The 20,129-nt window shown below is 63.3% G+C and carries 15 protein-coding genes and 1 tRNA gene; 11 read left to right on the top strand and 5 right to left on the bottom strand.

Annotated features, from left to right (window positions below; all coding sequences use genetic code 11):
• Window positions 1–546 precede the first annotated feature (546 nt).
• The 4 genes from ABH945_RS14460 (at window position 547) to ABH945_RS14475 (ending at window position 5,015) form a co-directional block, all read left to right on the top strand.
• Entirely contained in the window at window positions 547–1,794 is a 1,248-nt protein-coding gene (locus ABH945_RS14460) for an ABC transporter substrate-binding protein (protein WP_074763325.1), read from the top strand.
• 211 nt (window positions 1,795–2,005) lie between these two features.
• Complete coding sequence (locus tag ABH945_RS14465; RefSeq protein WP_074763326.1) at window positions 2,006–2,944, top strand: carbohydrate ABC transporter permease; 939 nt, start codon at window positions 2,006–2,008, stop codon at window positions 2,942–2,944.
• Window positions 2,934–3,791: a carbohydrate ABC transporter permease gene (locus tag ABH945_RS14470; protein WP_074763327.1), complete on the top strand. Its 858-nt coding sequence runs from the start codon at window positions 2,934–2,936 to the stop codon at window positions 3,789–3,791. The genes ABH945_RS14465 and ABH945_RS14470 overlap by 11 nt, the downstream gene beginning before the upstream one ends.
• 108 nt (window positions 3,792–3,899) lie before the next feature.
• Window positions 3,900–5,015, top strand: a complete 1,116-nt coding sequence (locus ABH945_RS14475; RefSeq protein WP_074763328.1) for an ABC transporter ATP-binding protein — start codon at window positions 3,900–3,902, stop codon at window positions 5,013–5,015.
• A gap of 118 nt (window positions 5,016–5,133) precedes the next feature.
• Here ABH945_RS14475 and ABH945_RS14480 read toward each other — a convergent pair whose 3' ends face one another.
• The 4 genes from ABH945_RS14480 to trxB form a co-directional block, all read right to left on the bottom strand.
• A complete protein-coding gene (locus ABH945_RS14480; protein WP_074763329.1) occupies window positions 5,134–6,051 on the bottom strand; it encodes a LysR family transcriptional regulator in 918 nt (305 codons plus the stop codon).
• A gap of 109 nt (window positions 6,052–6,160) precedes the next feature.
• Window positions 6,161–6,820, bottom strand: coding sequence for a glutathione S-transferase family protein (locus ABH945_RS14485; RefSeq protein WP_429250931.1), 660 nt, complete (start codon window positions 6,818–6,820; stop codon window positions 6,161–6,163).
• A 109-nt stretch (window positions 6,821–6,929) separates the two neighbouring features.
• Entirely contained in the window at window positions 6,930–7,688 is a 759-nt protein-coding gene (locus tag ABH945_RS14490) for a Smr/MutS family protein (protein WP_429250932.1), read from the bottom strand.
• Between the two features lie 379 nt (window positions 7,689–8,067).
• Complete coding sequence (gene trxB, locus ABH945_RS14495; RefSeq protein WP_074763331.1) at window positions 8,068–9,069, bottom strand: thioredoxin-disulfide reductase; 1,002 nt, start codon at window positions 9,067–9,069, stop codon at window positions 8,068–8,070.
• A 380-nt stretch (window positions 9,070–9,449) separates the two neighbouring features.
• Between trxB and ABH945_RS14500 the strand changes: the two genes are divergently transcribed.
• Together ABH945_RS14500 and lolA are read left to right on the top strand one after the other, a co-directional pair.
• The gene (locus tag ABH945_RS14500) at window positions 9,450–11,759 is read left to right on the top strand and encodes a DNA translocase FtsK (protein WP_429250933.1); all 2,310 of its coding nucleotides are present in this window, start codon (window positions 9,450–9,452) and stop codon (window positions 11,757–11,759) included.
• A gap of 319 nt (window positions 11,760–12,078) precedes the next feature.
• Window positions 12,079–12,813, top strand: coding sequence for an outer membrane lipoprotein chaperone LolA (lolA, locus tag ABH945_RS14505; RefSeq protein ID WP_429250934.1), 735 nt, complete (start codon window positions 12,079–12,081; stop codon window positions 12,811–12,813).
• Between the two features lie 210 nt (window positions 12,814–13,023).
• Here the strand turns inward: lolA and cytX are convergent, their stop codons facing one another.
• Window positions 13,024–14,340 carry a putative hydroxymethylpyrimidine transporter CytX gene (gene cytX / locus ABH945_RS14510; RefSeq protein ID WP_429250935.1) on the bottom strand — a complete coding sequence of 439 codons (1,317 nt, stop codon included), beginning with the start codon at window positions 14,338–14,340 and terminating at the stop codon, window positions 13,024–13,026.
• Window positions 14,341–14,715: 375 nt separating this feature from the next.
• Between cytX and ABH945_RS14515 the strand changes: the two genes are divergently transcribed.
• The 5 genes from ABH945_RS14515 to ABH945_RS14535 all read left to right on the top strand — a co-directional run bounded on the left by ABH945_RS14515 (window position 14,716) and on the right by ABH945_RS14535 (window position 20,118).
• Window positions 14,716–16,029, top strand: a complete 1,314-nt coding sequence (locus ABH945_RS14515) for a replication-associated recombination protein A (RefSeq protein ID WP_074763335.1) — start codon at window positions 14,716–14,718, stop codon at window positions 16,027–16,029.
• A gap of 148 nt (window positions 16,030–16,177) precedes the next feature.
• A complete protein-coding gene (gene serS / locus ABH945_RS14520) occupies window positions 16,178–17,473 on the top strand; it encodes a serine--tRNA ligase (protein ID WP_429250936.1) in 1,296 nt (431 codons plus the stop codon).
• A 184-nt stretch (window positions 17,474–17,657) separates the two neighbouring features.
• Window positions 17,658–17,748: transfer RNA gene (locus tag ABH945_RS14525), tRNA-Ser, on the top strand.
• Between the two features lie 211 nt (window positions 17,749–17,959).
• Window positions 17,960–19,264, top strand: a complete 1,305-nt coding sequence (locus ABH945_RS14530; RefSeq protein ID WP_429250937.1) for an NAD(P)/FAD-dependent oxidoreductase — start codon at window positions 17,960–17,962, stop codon at window positions 19,262–19,264.
• Complete coding sequence (locus ABH945_RS14535) at window positions 19,249–20,118, top strand: DUF1365 domain-containing protein (protein WP_429250938.1); 870 nt, start codon at window positions 19,249–19,251, stop codon at window positions 20,116–20,118. The genes ABH945_RS14530 and ABH945_RS14535 overlap by 16 nt, the downstream gene beginning before the upstream one ends.
• The last annotated feature ends 11 nt before the right edge of the window (window positions 20,119–20,129 follow it).

Consider the following 20,129-nt stretch of genomic DNA (forward strand, 5'->3'; position numbering starts at 1 on the left):
CGCTGAGCGCTTGATGTTCGCGCATGGCTCGCGCAATGTCCAAAAAGGCGACCGTAGTCCGATAAAATATTTTTTGACACTGAATTGTAGTTTAACTACAATCCAAATCAAGAGGTAGCGCTAATTCGATGAAAAAAGCGTGCGATGTTATGCAAGATGCGCGTTTTCCCGAATCGGCGAGCGTCCCTGCATGTTAACGGACATTATGTGTCGGCACGTGCCAGCATGCCCCCGGCGGCCCTTACGGAAAGCCAGGGCGTCGACCGGCCGGCAAGGGTGGTTGCCCGAATTGACGTGCAAGGCACCTCGAGTCTGCCGCGCCCAACGCGGGCAGGCAAAAATCAAAAGAGGAGACAAACAGTTGCATCCCGAACCACTCATCTCTTGAGCTTCTAGCGGCCGGACATCGGTCCGCCGGCACATGCCTCGCGCATGCGCCCGACCATGCTCGATCGCCCAGTGTTTTGCCTGTTTGAACCAACCACAGCACCCTGGCGACATCAGGGGCCATTTGTTTTTTGTTCAGGTGTCTGGAGGAGATAAGCAATGAAATTTCGCGCGATCATGGGCGCTTTGTGCGCCGCAGGTCTGATGTGTGGCGTCTCGGCTGTGCAAGCCGCCGAGTCGATCGAAGTGTTGCACTGGTGGACTTCGGGCGGCGAATCGAAAGCCGTCGGCGTCCTCAAGGACGACATGACGAAGCAGGGTTACACGTGGAAGGACTTCGCGGTTGCAGGTGGCGCGGGCGCGGCTGCCATGACGGCACTCAAGACGCAGGTCATCTCGGGCAATGCACCGAGCGCAGCGCAGATCAAGGGTCCGCTGATCCAGGACTGGGCTTCGCAAGGCGTGCTGGTGCCGATCGACGCAGCAGCAGGCGACTGGAAGAAGAACCTGCCGCCGGAAATCGACAAGATCATGCACGCAGACGGTCACTACGTTGCAGCACCGTTCTCGGTGCACCGCGTGAACTGGCTGTACATCAACAAGGCAGCGCTGGACAAGGCAGGCGGCAAGGCGCCGACCACGTGGCCTGAGTTCTTCGCCGTGGCCGACAAGATGAAGGCCGCCGGCATCCAGCCGATCGCGATGGGCGGTCAACCGTGGCAAGACCTGACGCTGTGGGAAGACGTCGTGCTGTCGCAAGGCGCGGGCTTCTACAAGAAGGCGCTGGTCGACCTCGACGAAAAGACGCTGACGTCGGATCAGATGGTTCAGGTGTTCGACACGGTCCGCAAGATCCAGGGTTACTTCGACACGGGCCGCACGGGCCGTGACTGGAACCTGGCTACCGCCATGGTCATCAACGGCAAGGCCGGTATGCAGTTCATGGGCGACTGGGCGAAGGGCGAATTCGCCAACGCCGGCAAGAAGTCGGGCTCGGACTACATCTGCGCTGCGGTTCCGGGCACGGAAAAGTCGTACACGTTCAACGTCGATTCGTTCGTGTTCTTCCAGCAGAAGGGTGCGAAGGCGGCCACGCCGGGCCAACTGGCGCTCGCGAAGACCATCATGACGCCGGAATTCCAGGAGCAGTTCAGCCTGAACAAGGGTTCGATCCCGGTTCGTCTGGGCGTGCCGATGGACAAATTCGACGACTGCGCGAAGAAATCGTACGCGGATGAACAGGTCGCGATCAAGTCGGGCGGCTATGTGCCTTCGCTGGCACACGGCATGGCTCAACCGGATGCAGCAGCCGGCGCAATCTCCGACGTGGTCACGAAGTTCATGAACTCGCAGGAAGATTCGAAGACGGCAGTTGCCGCTCTCGCGAAGGCAGCGAAGACCAAGTAAGTGAAGTAAGCGAAGCAGCGCGTCCGGCGGTTTCCAGAAAGGGAAGTGTCGGGCGCGTTCTTCAAGCCGCTGGTGCATCGGCTGTATCTGCGTGCTGGCTGTGCAGCAGCGGCTTCACCCCTGGTTTCATAGAGTCACATCCTTGCCGTCAAGGCATCGCGCCATTCGCGCGCGAGAGCCCCGGCGGTATAGTTTCAGCAGGAGTCGAGTAGTGACTGCTTCTATCAGCGGAAACGGGAAAACGGCCACCGTCACCCGCCGCACGTCGCCCATGGCGGCCCTTGCCGATCGCTGGATTCCGAAGCTGGTGCTCGCACCCAGCGTCGTGATCAGCCTGATCTTCGTGTATGGCTTTATCGCAATCACCGGTTATCTGTCGCTGTCCAATTCGCGACTGATGCCTCGCTACGAATTCGCCGGTCTCGACCGCTATCGGGAACTGTTCGACAACGACGTGTTCTGGACGTCCGCGGCGAATCTCGGCTGGTTCGGCATTCCGTTCATCGGTATCTGTATCGGCCTGGGCCTGTTCCTCGCCATCCTGCTCGATCAGCAGATCCGCAACGAAGGCGCTTTGCGCGCCGTGTTCCTTTACCCGATGGCGCTGTCGTTCATCGTCACGGGTACGGCGTGGCAGTGGATCATGACGCCGAGCGTCGGCCTCGAAAAGGTGTTCCACGACTGGGGCTGGACGAGCTTCTCGTTCGGCTGGCTCGGCGACCCGGACAAGGCGATTTTCTGCGTCGTGATTGCGGCCGTGTGGCAGTCAACCGGCTTCGTGATGGCGCTGTTCCTCGCGGGCCTGCGCGGTGTCGACGGCGAGATCTTCAAGGCGGCCCAGATGGACGGCGCGAATCTGCCCACCATCTACCGCAAGATTGTGATTCCGAGCATGCGCCCGGTGTTCTTCTCCGTGCTGCTGATTCTTTGCCACATCACCATCAAGACGTTCGACCTGGTTGTCGCGTTGACCGCGGGCGGTCCGGGTACGTCGTCGTCGCTGCCGGCTATTTTCATGTACACGTTTTCGTTCAATCGCGGGCAGCTCGGCGTCGGCGCGGCTTCGTCGATGATGATGCTCGCTACCGTTGTGGCCGTGCTCGTGCCGCTGATGTATCTGGAATCGAGGAGCACCCGCAATGCAGCCTAAGATGACGATCAGCCGTGCCGTCATTTACGCGGCCCTGTTCCTGTTCGCCCTGTATTTCCTGTTCCCGCTGTACGTGATGCTGTCGACGTCGTTCAAGGACATCGACCAGCTGCGCACCGGCAACCTGCTCACGCCACCGACCCACTGGACCTTCGACCCGTGGATCAAGGCATGGAGCGGCGCCTGTACGGGCGTGCGTTGCGACGGCATGCAGCCGTTCTTCATGAACTCGGTGCGGATGGTGATTCCCGCCGTGCTGATCTCGTCGATCGTCGGCGCGTTCAACGGTTATGTGCTCACGCACTGGCGTTTCCGTGGCGCGGACCCGATCTTCACGATGCTGCTGGTCGGCTGTTTCATTCCGTTCCAGGCCATCCTGCTGCCGATGGCGCGCTTCGAAGGTTTCCTCGGTCTGTCGAACACGACGTCCGGTCTCGTGCTGGTGCACGTGATCTACGGTATCGCGTTCACGACGATGTTCTTCCGCAACTTCTACGTCAGCATTCCGGCTGAACTCGTGAAGGCTGCACGGATCGACGGTGCGGGTTTCTTCACGATCTTCACGAAGATCCTGCTGCCGGTTTCGCTGCCGATTTTCATGGTGTGCCTGATCTGGCAATTCACGCAGATCTGGAATGACTTCCTGTTCGGGATTGTGTTCTCCGGCGTCGATTCGATGCCGATCACGGTGGCGCTGAACAACCTCGTGAACACCTCGACCGGCGTGAAGGAATACAACGTGGACATGGCCGGCGCGATCATCGCCGCACTGCCGACCCTGCTGGTGTACATCATCGCCGGACGCTATTTCGTGCGCGGCCTGACAGCGGGCGCAGTCAAGGGCTAAAGCGCATTCGAGCCAAACCATCCGGGCGCGGCGGCGCGTCACTGAACAGCGCCGCCGCCACCTAACAAGACGTTTTCAGGCAGTACCAGAGACAAGAGGATTCACAGCATGGCAAGCCTTTCCATCCGTGACGTGTACAAAACTTACCCGAACGGGGTGCCGGTTCTGAAGGGTGTCAATATCGACATCGAAGACGGCCAGTTCCTGATTCTGGTCGGCGGCTCGGGCTGCGGTAAGTCGACGCTGCTCAACATGATCGCCGGCCTCGAAACCGTGACCAAGGGCGAGATCCAGATCGACGGCAAGACGGTGAACAACCTGTCGCCGAAAGACCGCGATATCGCGATGGTGTTCCAGTCGTACGCGCTGTATCCGTCGATGACGGTGCGCGAGAACATCTCGTTTGGCCTGAACATCCGCAAGGTGCCGAAGCAGGAACAGGCGCAGATCGTCGACCGCGTGTCGAATACGTTGCAGATCACGCATTTGCTGGATCGCAAGCCGGGCCAGCTGTCCGGCGGTCAGCGTCAGCGCGTGGCAATGGGCCGTGCGCTCGCACGTGACCCGGTGATGTTCCTGTTCGACGAACCGCTGTCGAACCTCGACGCGAAGCTGCGTATCGAGATGCGTTCGGAAATCAAGCTGCTGCATCAGCGCCTCGGCACGACCATCGTCTACGTGACGCACGATCAGATCGAAGCGATGACGCTCGGCGACCGGATCGCCGTGATGAAAGACGGCGTCGTTCAGCAGTTCGGCCCGCCGCAGGAAATCTACGACTCGCCGTCGAATCTGTTCGTGGCGGGCTTCATCGGCGCGCCGCCGATGAACTTCATCCAGGGCAAGCTCGTCGAGCAGGGCTCGGGTGTCGGCATCGAACTGGACACGGGCGTGGCGCGCAAGGTGCTGAACCTGCCGTTCGAATCGTCGAAGGTGAAGTCGCATGTTGGCCGCGAAGTAATTCTCGGCCTGCGTCCGGAGCGCATTACCGACGCGCGCGGTGCACACGGCGACGACTCGAAGCTGCAACCGGTCGAAGTGAAGGTCGACGTGATCGAGCCGACCGGCCCGGACACGCTGGTGTTCGCGCAGGTCAACGGCAAGCGCGTGGTGAGCCGCGTGCACCCGGCTTCGAACCCGCAACCGCTGACGAACACGACGCTGCTGTTCGATACGTCGAAGGCGGTGCTGTTCGATCCGACGAACGAAGAGCGGATTGCGTAAGCACTGAAGCATCGCATCGACGTTGGGTTCGATGCTTCATGAAAAAGCCCCATGCGTTTTGCGACGCGATGGGGCTTTTTTTATGGCGTGGCGCCGTGTGGCGTTGTGTGCCGCAGCTTCACGCGTCCGCGATTCGCAGATCTGGATTGTTGCGCGCCAGCTCGCTCACCCAGTCGATAAACGCGCGCAGCCGCGAACTCAGATTGCGGCGGTGCGCGTAGAGAATCGAAAGCGGCGTGCCGGGGCTCGTGTAGTTCGTGAGAATTTCGGTGAGCGCGCCTTGTTCGATCAGCTCGGCGACCATGAAGCGTGACGGCTGGATGATGCCGTGTCCGAGCGCGGCCGCGCCGATGTAGACCGAGCCGTCGTTCACCGCCAGCACGCTTTTCAGCGTGACTTTGGCGATCTCGCCGTCCACTTCGTATTCGAACGGAAAGGTCTTGCCGCTGCGCGCGGACACGTAGTTCACCGCGCGATGTTCGGCGAGTTCGTCGAGCGTGGTCGGCGTGCCGTATTTCTGCAGATACGCGGGCGACGCGCACGTGACGATCCGCGCCTGACCGATGCGCCGCGCGACGAGGCTCGATTCCTCCGGCGTGCCCATACGGATCACGCAATCCACACCGTCCTGAATCAGGTCGATGTTGCGATCCGCGAGACCGAGGCGCACGTCGATCTCCGGGTATTGGCGGTAGAAGTCGTCGAGCGCGGGCAGCAGCAGCGCGCGGGCGAGCGTGCCGGACGTATCCACGCGGATCGTGCCGGCCGGATTTTCGCGCTTGTTCGACAGCGACGATTCGGCGTCGGCGACTTCGGCGAGGATGCTCACGCAGCGCTCGTAGAACGCGGCGCCGTCTTCGGTGACGCTCACCTGGCGTGTCGAGCGATTCAGCAGACGTACGCCGACATGCTCTTCCAGCGCCTGAATCGTCCGGCTGACTTTGGCGCGCGGCAGGTCGAGCGATTCGGATACCTTGGTGAAGCTGTTCGCTTCGACCACACGCGTGAATATCTCCATCGCTTCGAAACGGTCCATGTTTTGCCTTAAGGGTGACGGGCGGAAGTGCCTTTCGACGTGAAGTTTATAGGGTGGAAAAATTGTTGTCGCGATGGGGGGCGCGTTCGGCGTTGCTTCGCGCGAATGTTCAGTCCCGGTCGGGTGCGCCAAGCGGAAACAGCGGGCGATACGGCCGCGCTTCATCGACTGCCCGCGCGAACGACGGCCTCGCCAGCAAGCGCTTGCGGTAAGCGCGCACGTGCGCGAATTGCTCGCCGATCGCATGCGTCCAGTCGGCGTAGAACAGGAACGGTCCGGCCCCGCAGTCGGCGAGGCTGAACGAATCGCCTGCGGCCCATTTGCGTGTTGCCATCACGTTGTCGAGCCAGCCGTACGCGGTATCGAGCATGGCGCGTGCATCGGCCACCGCGCGTGGATCGCGCTCGGCTTCGGCGCGCATGCCGTCGTAGACGATTTTTTGTTGCGGTGTCGAAATGTAGTTGTCGAAGAAGCGGTCCATGCTGCGCACTTCGAGCGCGGAGCGGGCGTCGGCGGGGAGAAGCGGTACGGGGCCGGCGTGATACAGCCCGAGATATTCGATGATGATGCTCGCCTCGACCACCGTTCTGCTGCCGTCCAGCAGAACCGGGAAGCGCCTGATTGGCCAGAGTTCGGCGAATTCGGCCATGACTTGCGGGTCGTCGTGCGCGAGCAGGCGCAACTCGAACGGCGTGCCGTTTTCGTAGAGCGCGGTCAGGACCTTCTGGCAGTACGAGGAAAACGGGTGGGCATAGAGCTTCAGGGTCATCGCGATCACCTTTGACGGTTGCGGGCGCGTTGCGGCGCGGTGACGGCCCGGGAGGCCGTTCATGTCACGACGAATGAGCCTGCCCGGAATCGACAGTCAGCGGGTTCAGTCAGGGCCGCGTATGAGCCGGCGACGCCCCCGGCTGCAACAGCACGACCACCGCGCCCGCGCCGCCGTCGTGCGGGCGCGCCTGACAGAACGCGATGACTTCGGATTTCTGTACCAGCCACGCGCGGACCTTGCCCTTCAGCACCGGCTCCTTGCCGATCGACCCGAGGCCCTTGCCATGGATCACGCGCAAACAGCGCAAGCCGCGCTTCACCGATTCGCGGATAAATTCCGCCAGCGCTTCACGCGCTTCGTCGCGCCGCATGCCGTGCAGATCGATTTGCGCCTGCACGATCCAGTCGCCGCGCCGCAGTTTCCGCACGACTTCCTGGCTCACGCCGGGACGGCAGTAGGACAAGGTTTCGTCGGTGTCGAGCAGGACCTCGGGATCGTATTCGTCCGAGATCGCTTCGTGCAGGACCGCTTCTTCGTCGAGCCGCGTTTGCACGGGCAGCGGCGGCGGGGGATTGCGCGGCAGGCTCGCGCGCGGCGGGACGGCCAGCGGCGCGACGGAGCCGATTTCACGGCGAAACAGGTCCGCATCCGCCGATGCCTCGCGCTGCGCCGCCGCGGCTGCCGCGCGGTCGCGTTCGCGCCGTTGCGTGTCGACCTTCAAGGCATCGCGCAACGCGCCGAGGCCCGCGAGACCGGCGGCCGGTTCGATCTTAGGTTTGACGACGGGAGTGGAAGCCTCGGGCGCGGGCCTGGCGACGGTGCGCGCGCGTTTCGGTTCGCTGGGATGGGGTTGATTCTTCGGCATATCGGTAATACACGCAGAAAGGTAGATCGAACGCGGGGTGCTGGTGGAGGGCCGGGGCCTGGCGCGTCGTGTGGTCGCTGCAGGAGACCGCGTCACACTGCGCCGCGCGAGCCAGGCTACTTGTAGACCGCAGACCGCAGACCGCAGACCGCAGACCGCAGACCGCAGACCGCAGACCGCAGACCGCAATCACAAGCCGCAATCACAAGCTGCGACCACGACCGCGGCCGTAGGCGATGACCCGCGACTACACACGCAAAAAAGGCCGCAAGCTTTTCAGCCGCGGCCTTCTGTCAAACCGGCGGCCGGGCTAAACCCAACCGCCATTTTACCGTCGCGCCTGCCGTTGCAGGCCGGGGCGCACCGTCAATCCCGCCGATTAACGCTCGGCTTCCTGGCTCATCGCATGCTCGCCGGCCATCTCGTTGATGGTTTCCAGATAGCGTTGCGCGTCGAGCGCGGCCATACAGCCCGTGCCCGCGCTGGTGATCGCCTGGCGATACACGTGGTCCTGCACGTCACCCGCTGCGAACACGCCCGGAACGCTGGTCGCGGTCGCGAAACCGTTCAAACCGCCCTTGGTGATGATGTAGCCGTTCTTCATCTCCACCTGGCCTTCGAAAATGTCCGTATTCGGCTTGTGGCCGATCGCGACGAACAGGCCTTGCAACGCGATGTCGGTCGTTTCGCCGGTTTGCGTGTGCTTGATACGCAGACCCGTCACGCCGGATTGATCGCCGGTCACTTCGTCGAGCGTGTGGTTCCACTTGATCTCGACGACGCCTTCCTTTTCCTTCGCCAGCAGACGGTCGATCAGGATCGGCTCGGCGCGGAACTTGTCGCGGCGATGAATGACCGTGACCTTCTTCGCGATGCCCGACAGGTAGAGCGCTTCTTCGACCGCGGTATTGCCGCCGCCGATCACGGCCACATGTTGCTGCTTGTAGAAGAAGCCGTCGCAGGTGGCGCAAGCCGACACGCCCTTGCCCATGAACGCTTCTTCGGACGGCAGGCCGAGGTACTGCGCCGATGCGCCGGTCGAGATGATCAGTGAGTCGCAGGTGTATTCGCCCGAATCGCCGATCAGGCGGATCGGCTTTTCATCCAGCTTGGCCGTATGAATATGGTCGAAGATGATTTCGGTGTTGAAGCGCTCGGCGTGCTCCAGAAAGCGCGTCATCAGCTCCGGGCCTTGCACGCCGTTGGCGTCGGCCGGCCAGTTTTCGACGTCGGTCGTGGTCATCAGCTGGCCGCCCTGGGCCATACCGGTAATGAGTACCGGCGACAGATTGGCGCGCGCCGCGTAGACCGCTGCCGTGTAGCCGGCGGGGCCCGAACCGAGAATCAGAACCTTGGCGTGTTTCGTGGAAGTTGCTGGCATGATCGAATCCTTATACGGCGCCCGGCTCGCCCATGCGATGCCGTGCGACTTGAGCTGAAACTGTAGATGGGTATCAGACCGGCATTATAAAGGGCGGGGCGCCGGGCTGCTCCATGAAGCTTTCCGATCGCGGCGATAGCGTGGCGGTGGCCTGCCGACGCTGTTTCGTGGCCGGTGTGTGTGGCCAATCGGCCAAGTTACCGTCATTTACAGCCTTGCGCGAGACACTGCGTTTACAATAGGCCGGATCGAAGTTCCCAGCAGCCTGAAGCGGGCTCAAAGCCACGCCGGGCGAGGCTCCGACCGTGTTTGCGGTCGGCGCCCGGCTGGCAGGCGGTTAGCAGAAACGCCGGGAATCGGCACCACACGCAACAGGATCAATGGCAAAAGCTCCCTATTCCGCGAGCGCGCAGGCGTTGCCGCACCGCATGTCGCGCCTTCTGACCGAAATCCGCTGGCTACTGCAGGTGGCGCTCGGCGTTTTCCTGCTGATGGCGCTCGTCAGTTACAGCCGCAACGACCCGAGCTGGACCAATTCCGCGCAGACCGACCATATCGCCAACTGGGCGGGCCGCGTCGGCGCGCGCACCTCGGACATCATGCTGCTGCTGTTCGGTCTGTCCACCTACTGGTGGGTCGTGCTGCTCGGCCGTCATATTTCCGCCAACTACCGCCGCATCACCCGTCACGAAGACGGTGAGGACGACGCGCCGCGCGGTGTCGGCTGGCTCGCCGACGCATTCGCGTTCGCGCTCGTGCTGCTGTCGTGCAGCGGCATCGAGGCGCTGCGCATGTGGTCGCTGAAGGTGCAGTTGCCGGGCGTCAAGGGCGGCGTGGTCGGCGACGCGGTCGCGCGCGGGGTGTCGCATGCGCTGGGGTTCACCGGCGGCACGCTCGCACTGTTGATCGCGCTCGCCATCGGCCTGTCGCTGTATTTCCGTTTCTCGTGGCTGTCGGTGTCGGAGAAGGTCGGCGAGTCGATCATTTCCGCGGTGACGTTCGCCAAGCTGCGCCGTGAAGCCGGCCGCGACCGCAAGCTCGGCGAAGCGGCGGCGGTCAAGCGCGAAGGCAAGGTCGAGAAGGGCCGCGTGCGGATCGAAGAACACGAGCCGGTCGTGATCGTTCCGCCGGTCGTCACGCCGGTCAAATCGGAGCGCGTCGAGAAAGAACGGCAGGTGCCGTTGTTCACCGATCTGCCGGGCGACTCCACGTTGCCGCCCATCTCGCTGCTCGACGCCGCGCCCGCCGCGCAGGAAACCATTTCCGCCGACACGCTGGAATTCACGTCGCGTCTGATCGAGAAAAAGCTCAAGGACTTCGGCGTCGACGTGAGCGTGGTCGCCGCGTATCCGGGGCCGGTCGTCACGCGTTACGAAATCGAACCGGCTACCGGCGTGAAGGGCAGCCAGATCGTCGGTCTGGCGAAAGACCTCGCGCGCTCACTGTCGCTGGTGTCGATCCGCGTGGTCGAGACCATTCCGGGCAAGAATTTCATGGCGCTGGAATTGCCCAATCAGCGTCGCCAAACGGTGAGCCTGTCGGAGATTCTCGGCTCAGCCGTGTACGCGGATGCCGCGTCGCCGCTCACCATGGGGCTGGGCAAGGACATCGGCGGCAAACCGGTGTGCGCCGACCTCGCGAAAATGCCTCACCTGCTGGTGGCGGGTACGACCGGTTCGGGCAAGTCGGTGGGTATCAACGCAATGATCCTGTCGCTGCTCTACAAGGCGAGCGCCGACCAGGTCCGCATGATCCTGATCGATCCGAAGATGCTCGAAATGAGCGTCTATGAAGGCATTCCGCATCTGCTGTGTCCGGTGGTGACCGATATGCGCCAGGCCGGTCACGCGCTGAACTGGGCGGTCGCCGAAATGGAGCGCCGCTACAAGCTGATGAGCAAGCTCGGCGTGCGTAACCTCGCCGGCTACAACAACAAGATCGACGAAGCGGCCAAGCGCGAAGAGAAACTGCCGAATCCGTTCAGCCTCACGCCGGACGACCCGGAGCCGCTCGCGCGTCTGCCGAACATCGTCATCGTGATCGACGAACTGGCCGACCTGATGATGGTGGTCGGCAAGAAGGTCGAGGAACTGATCGCGCGTATCGCGCAGAAGGCCCGCGCGGCGGGTCTGCATTTGATTCTCGCCACGCAGCGTCCGTCGGTCGATGTGATTACCGGGCTGATCAAGGCCAATGTGCCGACGCGAATGGCCTTCCAGGTGTCGTCGAAGATCGACTCGCGCACGATTCTCGACCAGCAGGGCGCGGAATCGCTGCTGGGCATGGGCGACATGCTGTATCTGCCGCCGGGCAGCGGCATGCCGGTGCGGGTGCACGGCGCGTTCGTATCGGACGAGGAAGTGCACCGCGTCGTCGACAAACTGAAGGAACAGGGCGAGCCGAACTATATCGAGGGCATTCTCGAAGGCGGCGTGACGGGCGAGGGCGACGAAGGCGCGGCCGGGGGAACCGGAGGCGCCGACGCCGAGTCGGACCCGTTGTACGACCAGGCGGTCGACGTGGTGCTGAAGAACCGCCGCGCGTCGATCTCGCTGGTGCAGCGGCATTTGCGCATCGGCTATAACCGGGCCGCGCGTTTGCTCGAGCAGATGGAAAACTCGGGCGTGGTGTCGGCCATGTCGTCGAACGGGAATCGCGAGATTCTTGCGCCGGCACGGGAAGCGGAATAGGTCTTTGGCCTTCGTTTCGCTGCGAGGCTGGCAGCGCAGCGAAGCGGCGGGTGGCGGCTTTGCGTGTCTCGCCGTTGGGGCACAGATCGCGCAGCGAGAGAGCACGGTAAAACCGCCTATAAGGCCCGCTTAAGGGCAACCGCCTAAGCTGTCGCGCAAGGCCAGTGTCTGATCCGCCGGTCGCACAGGCTAGCCGCGAACCAGCCGCAAGCCAGGTCACGAGCCGCCAGACAGCCACTCGAGGGCAGCCTTAAGGCAGTCGCTCCTCTGAGCGTCCACCGCGACCGTTTAACGAATTCAATTCAAGGGAGAAAACTACATGCAGCTTTTCGCGCAGAAGCACGCTCGACCGCGTGTTCAATCCATCAGCCTTGGCCAGCTTCTTCGGACGCTGGTGCGCAGCGCCGGCAGCGTGGCGATCGGTGCGTCGGTGCTGTTCGCGTCGCAGGCGTTCGCAAGCGGCACCGAACAGTTGAAGGCGTTCGTCGCGCAGGTCCATTCGGCGCGCGGCACCTTCGTGCAGCAGGAAGTCCGCGCGCCGAGCAAAGCGCAGGGCGCGAGCGGCGCGCTGTCCACGTCGGGTATCAACAAGACGGGCACGTCGAGCGGCACGTTCACGTTCGCGCGTCCCGGCAAGTTCATCTGGCAATACGAGAAGCCCTATGCGCAACTGTTGCAGGCGGACGGCGACAAGCTTTACGTGTACGACAAGGACCTGAATCAGGTGACGGTGCGCAGTCTCGGCGGCGCGCTCGGCGCGAGCCCGGCGGCGCTCCTGTTCGGCAGCAACGACCTGGACAAGAACTTTACGCTGCGTGACGCGGGCGTGAAGGCCGGTATCGACTGGCTCGAATTGACGCCGAAAGCGAAGGACACGCAGTTCCAGACCGTCGGCATTGGCTTCAAGGACGGCAATCTCGAAGCAATGGAATTGCACGACGTGTTCGGCAATGTCACGTTGCTGACGTTCTCGAATATCCAGAAGAACCCGCCGCTGCCGGCCGATGCGTTCAAGTTCACGGTGCCGAAGGGCGCGGATGTGATCAATGGATAAGCGGGCTGGTAGCTTTGCTTGAAAAGAAAACCGCGCTTCGTGCGCGGTTTTTTCACGCCTGCTGATTGTCCGTTGCACGCATTGGCATGCCGGTAGCGCATGTTGGAAGGCAGCCCGGGCGGCAAGTTTCCCGTTGCGGCGACAAATAAGAAAAAGCCTGCAAATGCAGGCTTTTTCGCTTCAATGGTCTTCAGACTACAACGCCAAAACTCACGCGTACGCCGCCTTGCGCGTCGACACGAACGCGAGATAACACAGCGCGCCGATCACGAGCGACGGCAGCGTCGCGCCGAGATTCGGCAGCCACTGGTTGATCACCTGGTACGAGGCAATCCCGATCGCCCAAGCGATGAACGCGCTCAGATGCCAGCCGCCCGAGAAGCCATAACGTCCGCGCACATCGGCGAGCGCCGCAGTTTCGATACGGCGTTTGCGCACGATGAAGTGATCCATCAGCACCACGCCGAACAGCGGAGCGAACACCGAGCCGATCAGCAGCAAAAAGTTTTGATACTTCGCCATCGGGATCAACAGCGCGATCAACGTGCACAGCGCGCCGAATGCCGCCGACAGCATCGGCACACTACCGCGCGTCCAGAACGTGCCGGTCGACACGGCAGCAGAGTGAATATCGGCGAACGCGTTGTCGATTTCGTCGATCAGGATCAGCAGCAGCGCAAGGCCGCCGCCCGCTTGCGCGAGCGCGCCGGTCAGCAGCGCGTCGCCGCCGCCTGCGGCGAGGCCGTAGATCGCGCCGAGCGCGTAGAACCAGATGTTCGCGATGCCATAGCCGAGCAGCGTGCCGCGGAAGGTTTCGCCGGGGCGTTTGCCGAAGCGCGTGTAATCGGCGATCAGCGGCAGCCACGACAGCGGCATGGCCACGACCAGATCGATCGCACCGCCGAACGACATGTCGCCCGTACCCGGACGGCGCATCAATTCAGCCAGATCGTGCTTCGCGAGCAGATTCCACGTGAGCCACGCGGCGCCCGCGAGCAGCAGCCAGATGCCCCACGTGCGCAGAAAACGCCGCACGAACGACAGCGGGCCGCTGATGGCGAGCAAGGTTGCGAGCAGACCGAAGACGACGGTCCAGATCAGCGGCATCGAGAGGCCGAACGACTGCTTGGCGAGTGCGTCGGCGGAATCGCGCATCACGATCACTTCGAACGAACCCCAGCCGACCAGTTGCACCGCGTTCAGCACGGATGGAATCGACGCGCCGCGCACGCCGAGCGTGGGACGCAGCGACGACATCGCCGCGAGCCCGGTGTCCGTGCCGATCACGCCGACCAGCGCCAGCAGCACGACGCCGATCACGCTGCCGATTACGATCGCCAGCAGCGCATGCGGCAACGACAGCCCCGGCACCAGCAGCGCGCCCGCCTGCGCGACCAGCAGGCCGATGCCGAGCGAAAACCAGAGCGCGAATGCGTCGCCGGTACGGAACGCGCGACGCGCGTCGGGCACCGGCGTGAGCGGCGCGTAGGTGGAACCGGCGTCGCCGGCGAGAGGATCTTGTGCCATCTGGTCTTGTCCCTGTTGCTGTTTGTGTTGCTGTTGCTTGCTAGGTTGAATGCTACGTGTTCTGTGTCTCGATACTGCCGGTCCCGGCGACCCGCGCCGATACCGCCGCGCGGCGTCGCAGCCGGGGCTGTTGCCTTTCAACAGGCTTGTCCTGTCGTCGAAATCCGCGTGAAATTCCAACGGAATTTCGCCCGGAATGGCTGATCAGAACCTTGCCGAATCGTCCGGCCGCGCCTTGCAGCCTTCGCCCGGCGGCCGTCGCTGTCATAATGCAGGACGTTGCCCGCGCCTCGTGGCGCCGCTTTGAGCTCATCCGGCAGCACGCCGCCATCGTACGGACCGCGTCCGGAAAGCCGAGATTATCCCCAAAACGTCATGTTTGAAGAAACCCGTGCCAATGTTCCGCTCGCCGAACGCCTGCGGCCCCGCAATATCGACGAAGTGATCGGCCAGAAGCACCTGCTCGGCCCGAACAAGCCGCTGCGGGTCGCGTTCGAATCCGGCGAAGCGCATTCGATGATCCTCTGGGGCCCGCCGGGCGTCGGCAAAACCACGCTCGCGCGGCTCATGGCCGACGCGTTTCACGCCGAGTTCATCGCGTTGTCGGCGGTGCTGTCGGGCGTGAAGGATATTCGCGAAGCCGTCGAAACCGCGCAGATTCATCGCGCGAACGGGCACCAGACGCTGGTCTTCGTCGACGAAGTGCATCGTTTCAACAAGAGCCAGCAGGACGCGTTCTTGCCGCACGTCGAGTCGGGGCTGTTCGTGTTCGTCGGCGCGACGACCGAGAATCCGTCGTTCGAAGTGAACAGCGCGTTGCTGTCGCGGGCGGCCGTCTACGTGCTGAAAAGCCTGACCGACGACGAGCAGCGCGAATTGCTCGACCGTGCGCAGCAGGAACTCGGCGGCCTCACGTTCACCGACGAAGCGCGCGACGCGCTGATCGGCTCCGCCGACGGCGACGGCCGCAAGCTGCTGAACAACCTCGAAATCGTCGCGCGCGCCGCTGCGCAGCAGAAGACCACCGAGATCGACGGCCCATTGCTCGGCAGTGCGCTCGCGGAAAACCTGCGCCGCTTCGACAAAGGCGGCGACGCATTTTACGATCAGATCAGCGCGCTGCATAAATCGGTCCGCGGCAGCAGCCCGGACGGCGCGCTGTACTGGTTCTGCCGGATGCTCGACGGCGGCGCGGACCCGCGCTATCTGGCGCGCCGCATCGTGCGGATGGCGTGGGAAGACATCGGTCTCGCCGACCCGCGCGCCGCGCGCATCGCGCTCGACGCCGCCGAAACCTACGAGCGCCTCGGCACGCCGGAAGGCGAGCTGGCGCTGGCGCAGGCGATCATCTATCTGGCGGTCGCGCCGAAGTCGAACGCCGGTTACAACGCGTATAACGAAGCGCGACGTTTTGTCGGCAAGGATCAGTCGCGCGGCGTGCCGGTGCATCTGCGAAACGCGCCGACCAAGCTGATGAAGGAACTCGGCTACGGTCACGAATACCGCTATGCGCATGACGAGCCCGATGCGTATGCCGCCGGCGAGACCTATCTGCCGGAGAACATGCGCGATCCGCACTGGTACGAGCCGACGCCGCGCGGGCTCGAAGGCAAGATCGGCGACAAGATGGCGCGTCTCGCCGAGCTGGACGCGCAATGGCGCAGCGCGAACAAGCCGAAAAAAGGCTGAGCCACTCAAGCCCGTCACGCGGCGTGCCTTCGGGCAGCGCTGTGCATAACGTGTCGGCAATCCGCACACGTCCACGATCTAACGCACCGGCCGCCCGTGCCGGTGCGCTAAAATCCCTCCTTCATACAACGAATACCCGTCCCATCCCATGCTCGACATCCAGTTGCTGCGCAAAGACCTCGACGGCGTCGCCAAACGCCTCGCCGACCGCGGCTATACCCTCGACGTCGCGGCTTTCACCGCGCTCGAAGCGGAACGCCGCGATACCCAGACCCGTACCGAAGAAATGCAGGCACGCCGCAACAGCCTGTCGAAGCAGATCGGCGCGATGAAAGGGCGGGGCGAAGACACGTCGGCGGTGATGGCCGAAGTGGGCGGTATCGGCGACGAAATGAAGGCGTCGGCGGCAAAGCTCGACGATATCCAGAAGCGTCTGTCGGACCTGCTGCTCGGCGTGCCGAACCTCGCGCACGAAGGCGTGCCGGTCGGCACCGATGAGTCGGGCAATGTGGAAGTGCGCCGCTGGGGCACGCCGCGTCAGTTCGATTTCGAGGTGAAGGATCACGTCGATGTCGGCGCGCCGCTCGGTCTCGATTTCGAAACGGGCGCGAAGCTGTCGGGCGCGCGCTTCACGATGTTGCGCGGCCAGATTGCGCGGCTGCATCGCGCGCTCGCGCAATTCATGATCGACACGCATACGCTGCACCACGGCTATACCGAGGTGTACACGCCGTACATCGTGAATCCGGAAATTCTGTACGGCACCGGCCAGTTGCCGAAATTCGCCGACGACATGTTCCGCGTCGAGAAGGGCGGTGACGAGAACACGGTCACGCAGTACCTGATCTCCACGTCGGAAATTTCGCTGACGAACACGGTGCGCGACAGCATCGTCGAAGCGGACGCGCTGCCGATCAAGCTGACCGCACATTCGCCGTGCTTCCGCTCGGAAGCGGGTTCGTATGGCCGCGACACGCGTGGCCTGATCCGTCAGCATCAGTTCGACAAGGTCGAGATGGTGCAGATCGTCGCGCCGGACGCGTCGTATGCCGCGCTGGAAGAAATGGTCGGCCATGCGGAGACGATTCTGCAGAAGCTGGAACTGCCGTATCGCGTGATCACGCTATGTACCGGCGACATGGGCTTCTCGGCAGCGAAGACTTACGACATCGAAGTGTGGGTGCCGGCGCAGAACACGTTCCGCGAGATTTCGAGCTGTTCGAACACCGAGTCGTTCCAGGCTCGCCGGATGCAGGCGCGTTTCCGTAATGCGCAGGGCAAGCCGGAACTGCTGCATACGCTGAACGGGTCGGGTCTGGCTGTCGGCCGTACGCTGGTCGCGGTGCTGGAGAACTTCCAGAACGCCGACGGCTCGGTGACGGTGCCGGCGGCATTGCGGCCTTACCTCGGCGGCATCGAGAAGCTGGAAGTGCCGGCTGCGTGATCGATGCAAGGGCCGCGACTTGCGCGAGCGTGGCGGTCCCGCCGTGACCCATTTCCAGGTTTTTTCAAAAATTTTCGACGAAGGGCTTGGAAAAGAGAAATGAGTGTTCTATAATCTTTCTCTCTCAAGCAACGACCCGCTTGAATCTGACGAAGTAGCTTACCGGCTACGAGTTGGAAAAACCGGAAAGGTGGCAGAGTGGTCGAATGTACCTGACTCGAAATCAGGCGTACGGTTTTCCCGTACCGTGGGTTCGAATCCCACCCTTTCCGCCAAATTAAAAAACCCCGCAGAGCGAAAGTTCTGCGGGGTTTTTGCTTTGTGGTCCGGCTCTTTGGCGACTGTTTGTTGCCGCAGATCGCTAGAGCGTTCCGTCACCGTCCTGCTGCATCCATTTTCGTCGCCGCTGCGTAATTCCCCTCAAGGACGCGCACGCCTCGCCAAACCCACAAACTAACCGCGCGACCCCAAACGGGAGACGCGCTCATGCCTCATCAATCCGTATCGCCGCCTCAACTTCCGCGCGGCTCGCGGGTCGCGGTCATCGGCGCGGGCATCTCGGGTTTGGCCAGCGCCTATCTGCTGGCGCGCGAGCATCAGGTCACGCTGTTCGAATCGGCGGATTACGCGGGCGGCCATACCAATACCGTCGACGTCACGCTCGACGGTCACACGCATCCCGTCGACACCGGTTTCCTCGTCTTCAACGACCGCACCTATCCGAACCTGATCGCGCTGTTCGGCGAGCTCGGCGTGCAGTCGCATCCGAGCGACATGACCTTCTCGGTCTCGCTCGACGAAGGCCGTCTCGAATGGGCCGGCACCAGTCTGAACACAGTTTTCGCGCAGCGTAGCAACCTGTTTTCGCCGACCTTTATCGGCATGTTGCGCGACATCATGCGTTTTAACGGCAGCGCCAAGCAGAACCTCGAACTGGCGACGCAATCGCGCGCGTCGATGGGCGAACTGCTGACGGCGGGCGGCTACGGCGGCGCGTTCCAGCGCCACTATCTGCTGCCGATGGCCGCCGCGATCTGGTCGAGCGCGACCGCCGACATCCTCGCGTTCCCGGCCACCACCTTCCTGCGCTTCTGCCTGAATCACGCGCTGTTGCAGGTGAACCGGCGGCCGCAATGGCGGACCGTGCTCGGCGGCGGACGTGAGTATGTGAAACGCATTGTCGGCACGCTCGACGATGTTCGGATCGGCACGCCGGTGCGTGGCGTGCGACGCGACGACGAGGGCGTCAGCGTCTATACCGACGACGGCACCGAGCGCTTCGACGCGCTGGTGCTCGCCACGCACGCGCCGACCACGCTGCGTCTGCTGGAAGACGCCGGTGAGGATGAGCGCAGCGTGCTCGGCGCCGTGCGTTATCAGCCGAACGTTGCTGTGCTGCATACGGACACGTCGCTGCTGCCGCGTCGTCAGCGGGTGTGGTCGGCGTGGAATTATCTGGGGCGGCAGGGTGTCGACGGCACGCGGCCGGTGTGCGTCAGCTATCTGGTCAATCAGTTGCAGCCGTTGCCGTTCAGCACGCCGCTAGTCATCACGCTCAATCCGGTGACGCCGCCCGCGCCGGGCACCGAGTTGCGCCGCTTTCACTACGACCACCCGCTGTTCGATCTCGCCGCGATCGACGCGCAGCATCGTCTGCCGTCGCTGCAAGGCCAGCGGCGGACATGGTTCGCGGGCGCGTGGACGGGTTACGGTTTTCACGAGGACGGTCTGAAATCGGCGCTGCGCGTGGCCGCCGATTTCAACGCGGCACCGACATGGGCGCAACTATGACGCCGGCCGACGCTAACGCAGCCGTCAGCGCAACGCCCGACGCCTGGCTCCTGACCGGCCAGGTCATGCACGAACGCGTGCGCCCGGCGCATCACCGGTTCACGTACCCCGTGTTCTACGTGCGCTGCGACCTGGACCGTCTCGATTCGCTCGACAGCGGCTGGTTCGGTGTCGACCGCTGGCGTCCGCTCAGTCTGTATCGGCGCGATCACGGCCCACGCGACGGCAGCGAACTCGCTACGTGGATGCGCGAACAACTTTCTGCAGCAGGCATCGGCGAAGCGGACGGCAAGATCTGGCTGCAGGCCTTCCCGCGCGTGTTCGGCTACGCGTTCAACCCGATCAGCTTCTGGTTTTGCCACGACCGCAACGGACAACTCCGCGCGCTGCTCGCCGAGGTGCGCAACACCTTCGGCGCGCGTCACAGCTATCTGCTCAGCGCAGAAAACAACGCGCCGATCACCGTCGACACCCCGCTCGCATGCCGGAAAGTGCTGCACGTCTCGCCGTTTTGTCGCGTGGAAGGAAGCTATACGTTTCGCGTGAAGGAGGGTGCCGGCCGCTCGTCTGTCGCGATCGATTACCACGACGCGGACGGTCTGCTGATCCGCACCGTGTTGTCCGGCCGCCTGACGCCGCTCACCCGCGCGAGCGCATTCGCCGCGCTGATCCGCCAGCCGCTGCTGAGTGTTGGCGTCGTCGTGAGAATTCATTGGCAGGCGGTGCGGCTTGCTCTCAAAAAAACACCGTTCTACGGCAAACATCCCGCGCCGGGCCGCAGCGCCGACGCATCCACCGACCCCGCCGCAGCCGCCCGGACTTCCGCCGCTGCGCAGCCCGTTTCGTCCGATTGAGGAGCTTCAGC

Source organism: Paraburkholderia sp. GAS333 (genome assembly GCF_050435665.1).
Taxonomy (GTDB): domain Bacteria; phylum Pseudomonadota; class Gammaproteobacteria; order Burkholderiales; family Burkholderiaceae; genus Paraburkholderia; species Paraburkholderia fungorum_A.

Bases quoted from the DNA above. Each gene is read 5' to 3' on its own strand.
- ABH945_RS14460 (WP_074763325.1), top strand. From the start codon at position 547: ATGAAATTTCGCGCGATCATGGGCGCTTTGTGCGCCGCAGGTCTGATG.
- ABH945_RS14470 (WP_074763327.1), top strand. From the start codon at position 2,934: ATGCAGCCTAAGATGACGATCAGCCGTGCCGTCATTTACGCGGCCCTG.
- ABH945_RS14475 (WP_074763328.1), top strand. From the start codon at position 3,900: ATGGCAAGCCTTTCCATCCGTGACGTGTACAAAACTTACCCGAACGGG.
- ABH945_RS14480 (WP_074763329.1), bottom strand. From the start codon at position 6,051: ATGGACCGTTTCGAAGCGATGGAGATATTCACGCGTGTGGTCGAAGCG.
- ABH945_RS14485 (WP_429250931.1), bottom strand. From the start codon at position 6,820: ATGACCCTGAAGCTCTATGCCCACCCGTTTTCCTCGTACTGCCAGAAG.
- ABH945_RS14490 (WP_429250932.1), bottom strand. From the start codon at position 7,688: ATGCCGAAGAATCAACCCCATCCCAGCGAACCGAAACGCGCGCGCACC.
- trxB (WP_074763331.1), bottom strand. From the start codon at position 9,069: ATGCCAGCAACTTCCACGAAACACGCCAAGGTTCTGATTCTCGGTTCG.
- ABH945_RS14500 (WP_429250933.1), top strand. From the start codon at position 9,450: ATGGCAAAAGCTCCCTATTCCGCGAGCGCGCAGGCGTTGCCGCACCGC.
- lolA (WP_429250934.1), top strand. From the start codon at position 12,079: ATGCAGCTTTTCGCGCAGAAGCACGCTCGACCGCGTGTTCAATCCATC.
- cytX (WP_429250935.1), bottom strand. From the start codon at position 14,340: ATGGCACAAGATCCTCTCGCCGGCGACGCCGGTTCCACCTACGCGCCG.
- ABH945_RS14515 (WP_074763335.1), top strand. From the start codon at position 14,716: ATGTTTGAAGAAACCCGTGCCAATGTTCCGCTCGCCGAACGCCTGCGG.
- serS (WP_429250936.1), top strand. From the start codon at position 16,178: ATGCTCGACATCCAGTTGCTGCGCAAAGACCTCGACGGCGTCGCCAAA.
- ABH945_RS14530 (WP_429250937.1), top strand. From the start codon at position 17,960: ATGCCTCATCAATCCGTATCGCCGCCTCAACTTCCGCGCGGCTCGCGG.
- ABH945_RS14535 (WP_429250938.1), top strand. From the start codon at position 19,249: ATGGGCGCAACTATGACGCCGGCCGACGCTAACGCAGCCGTCAGCGCA.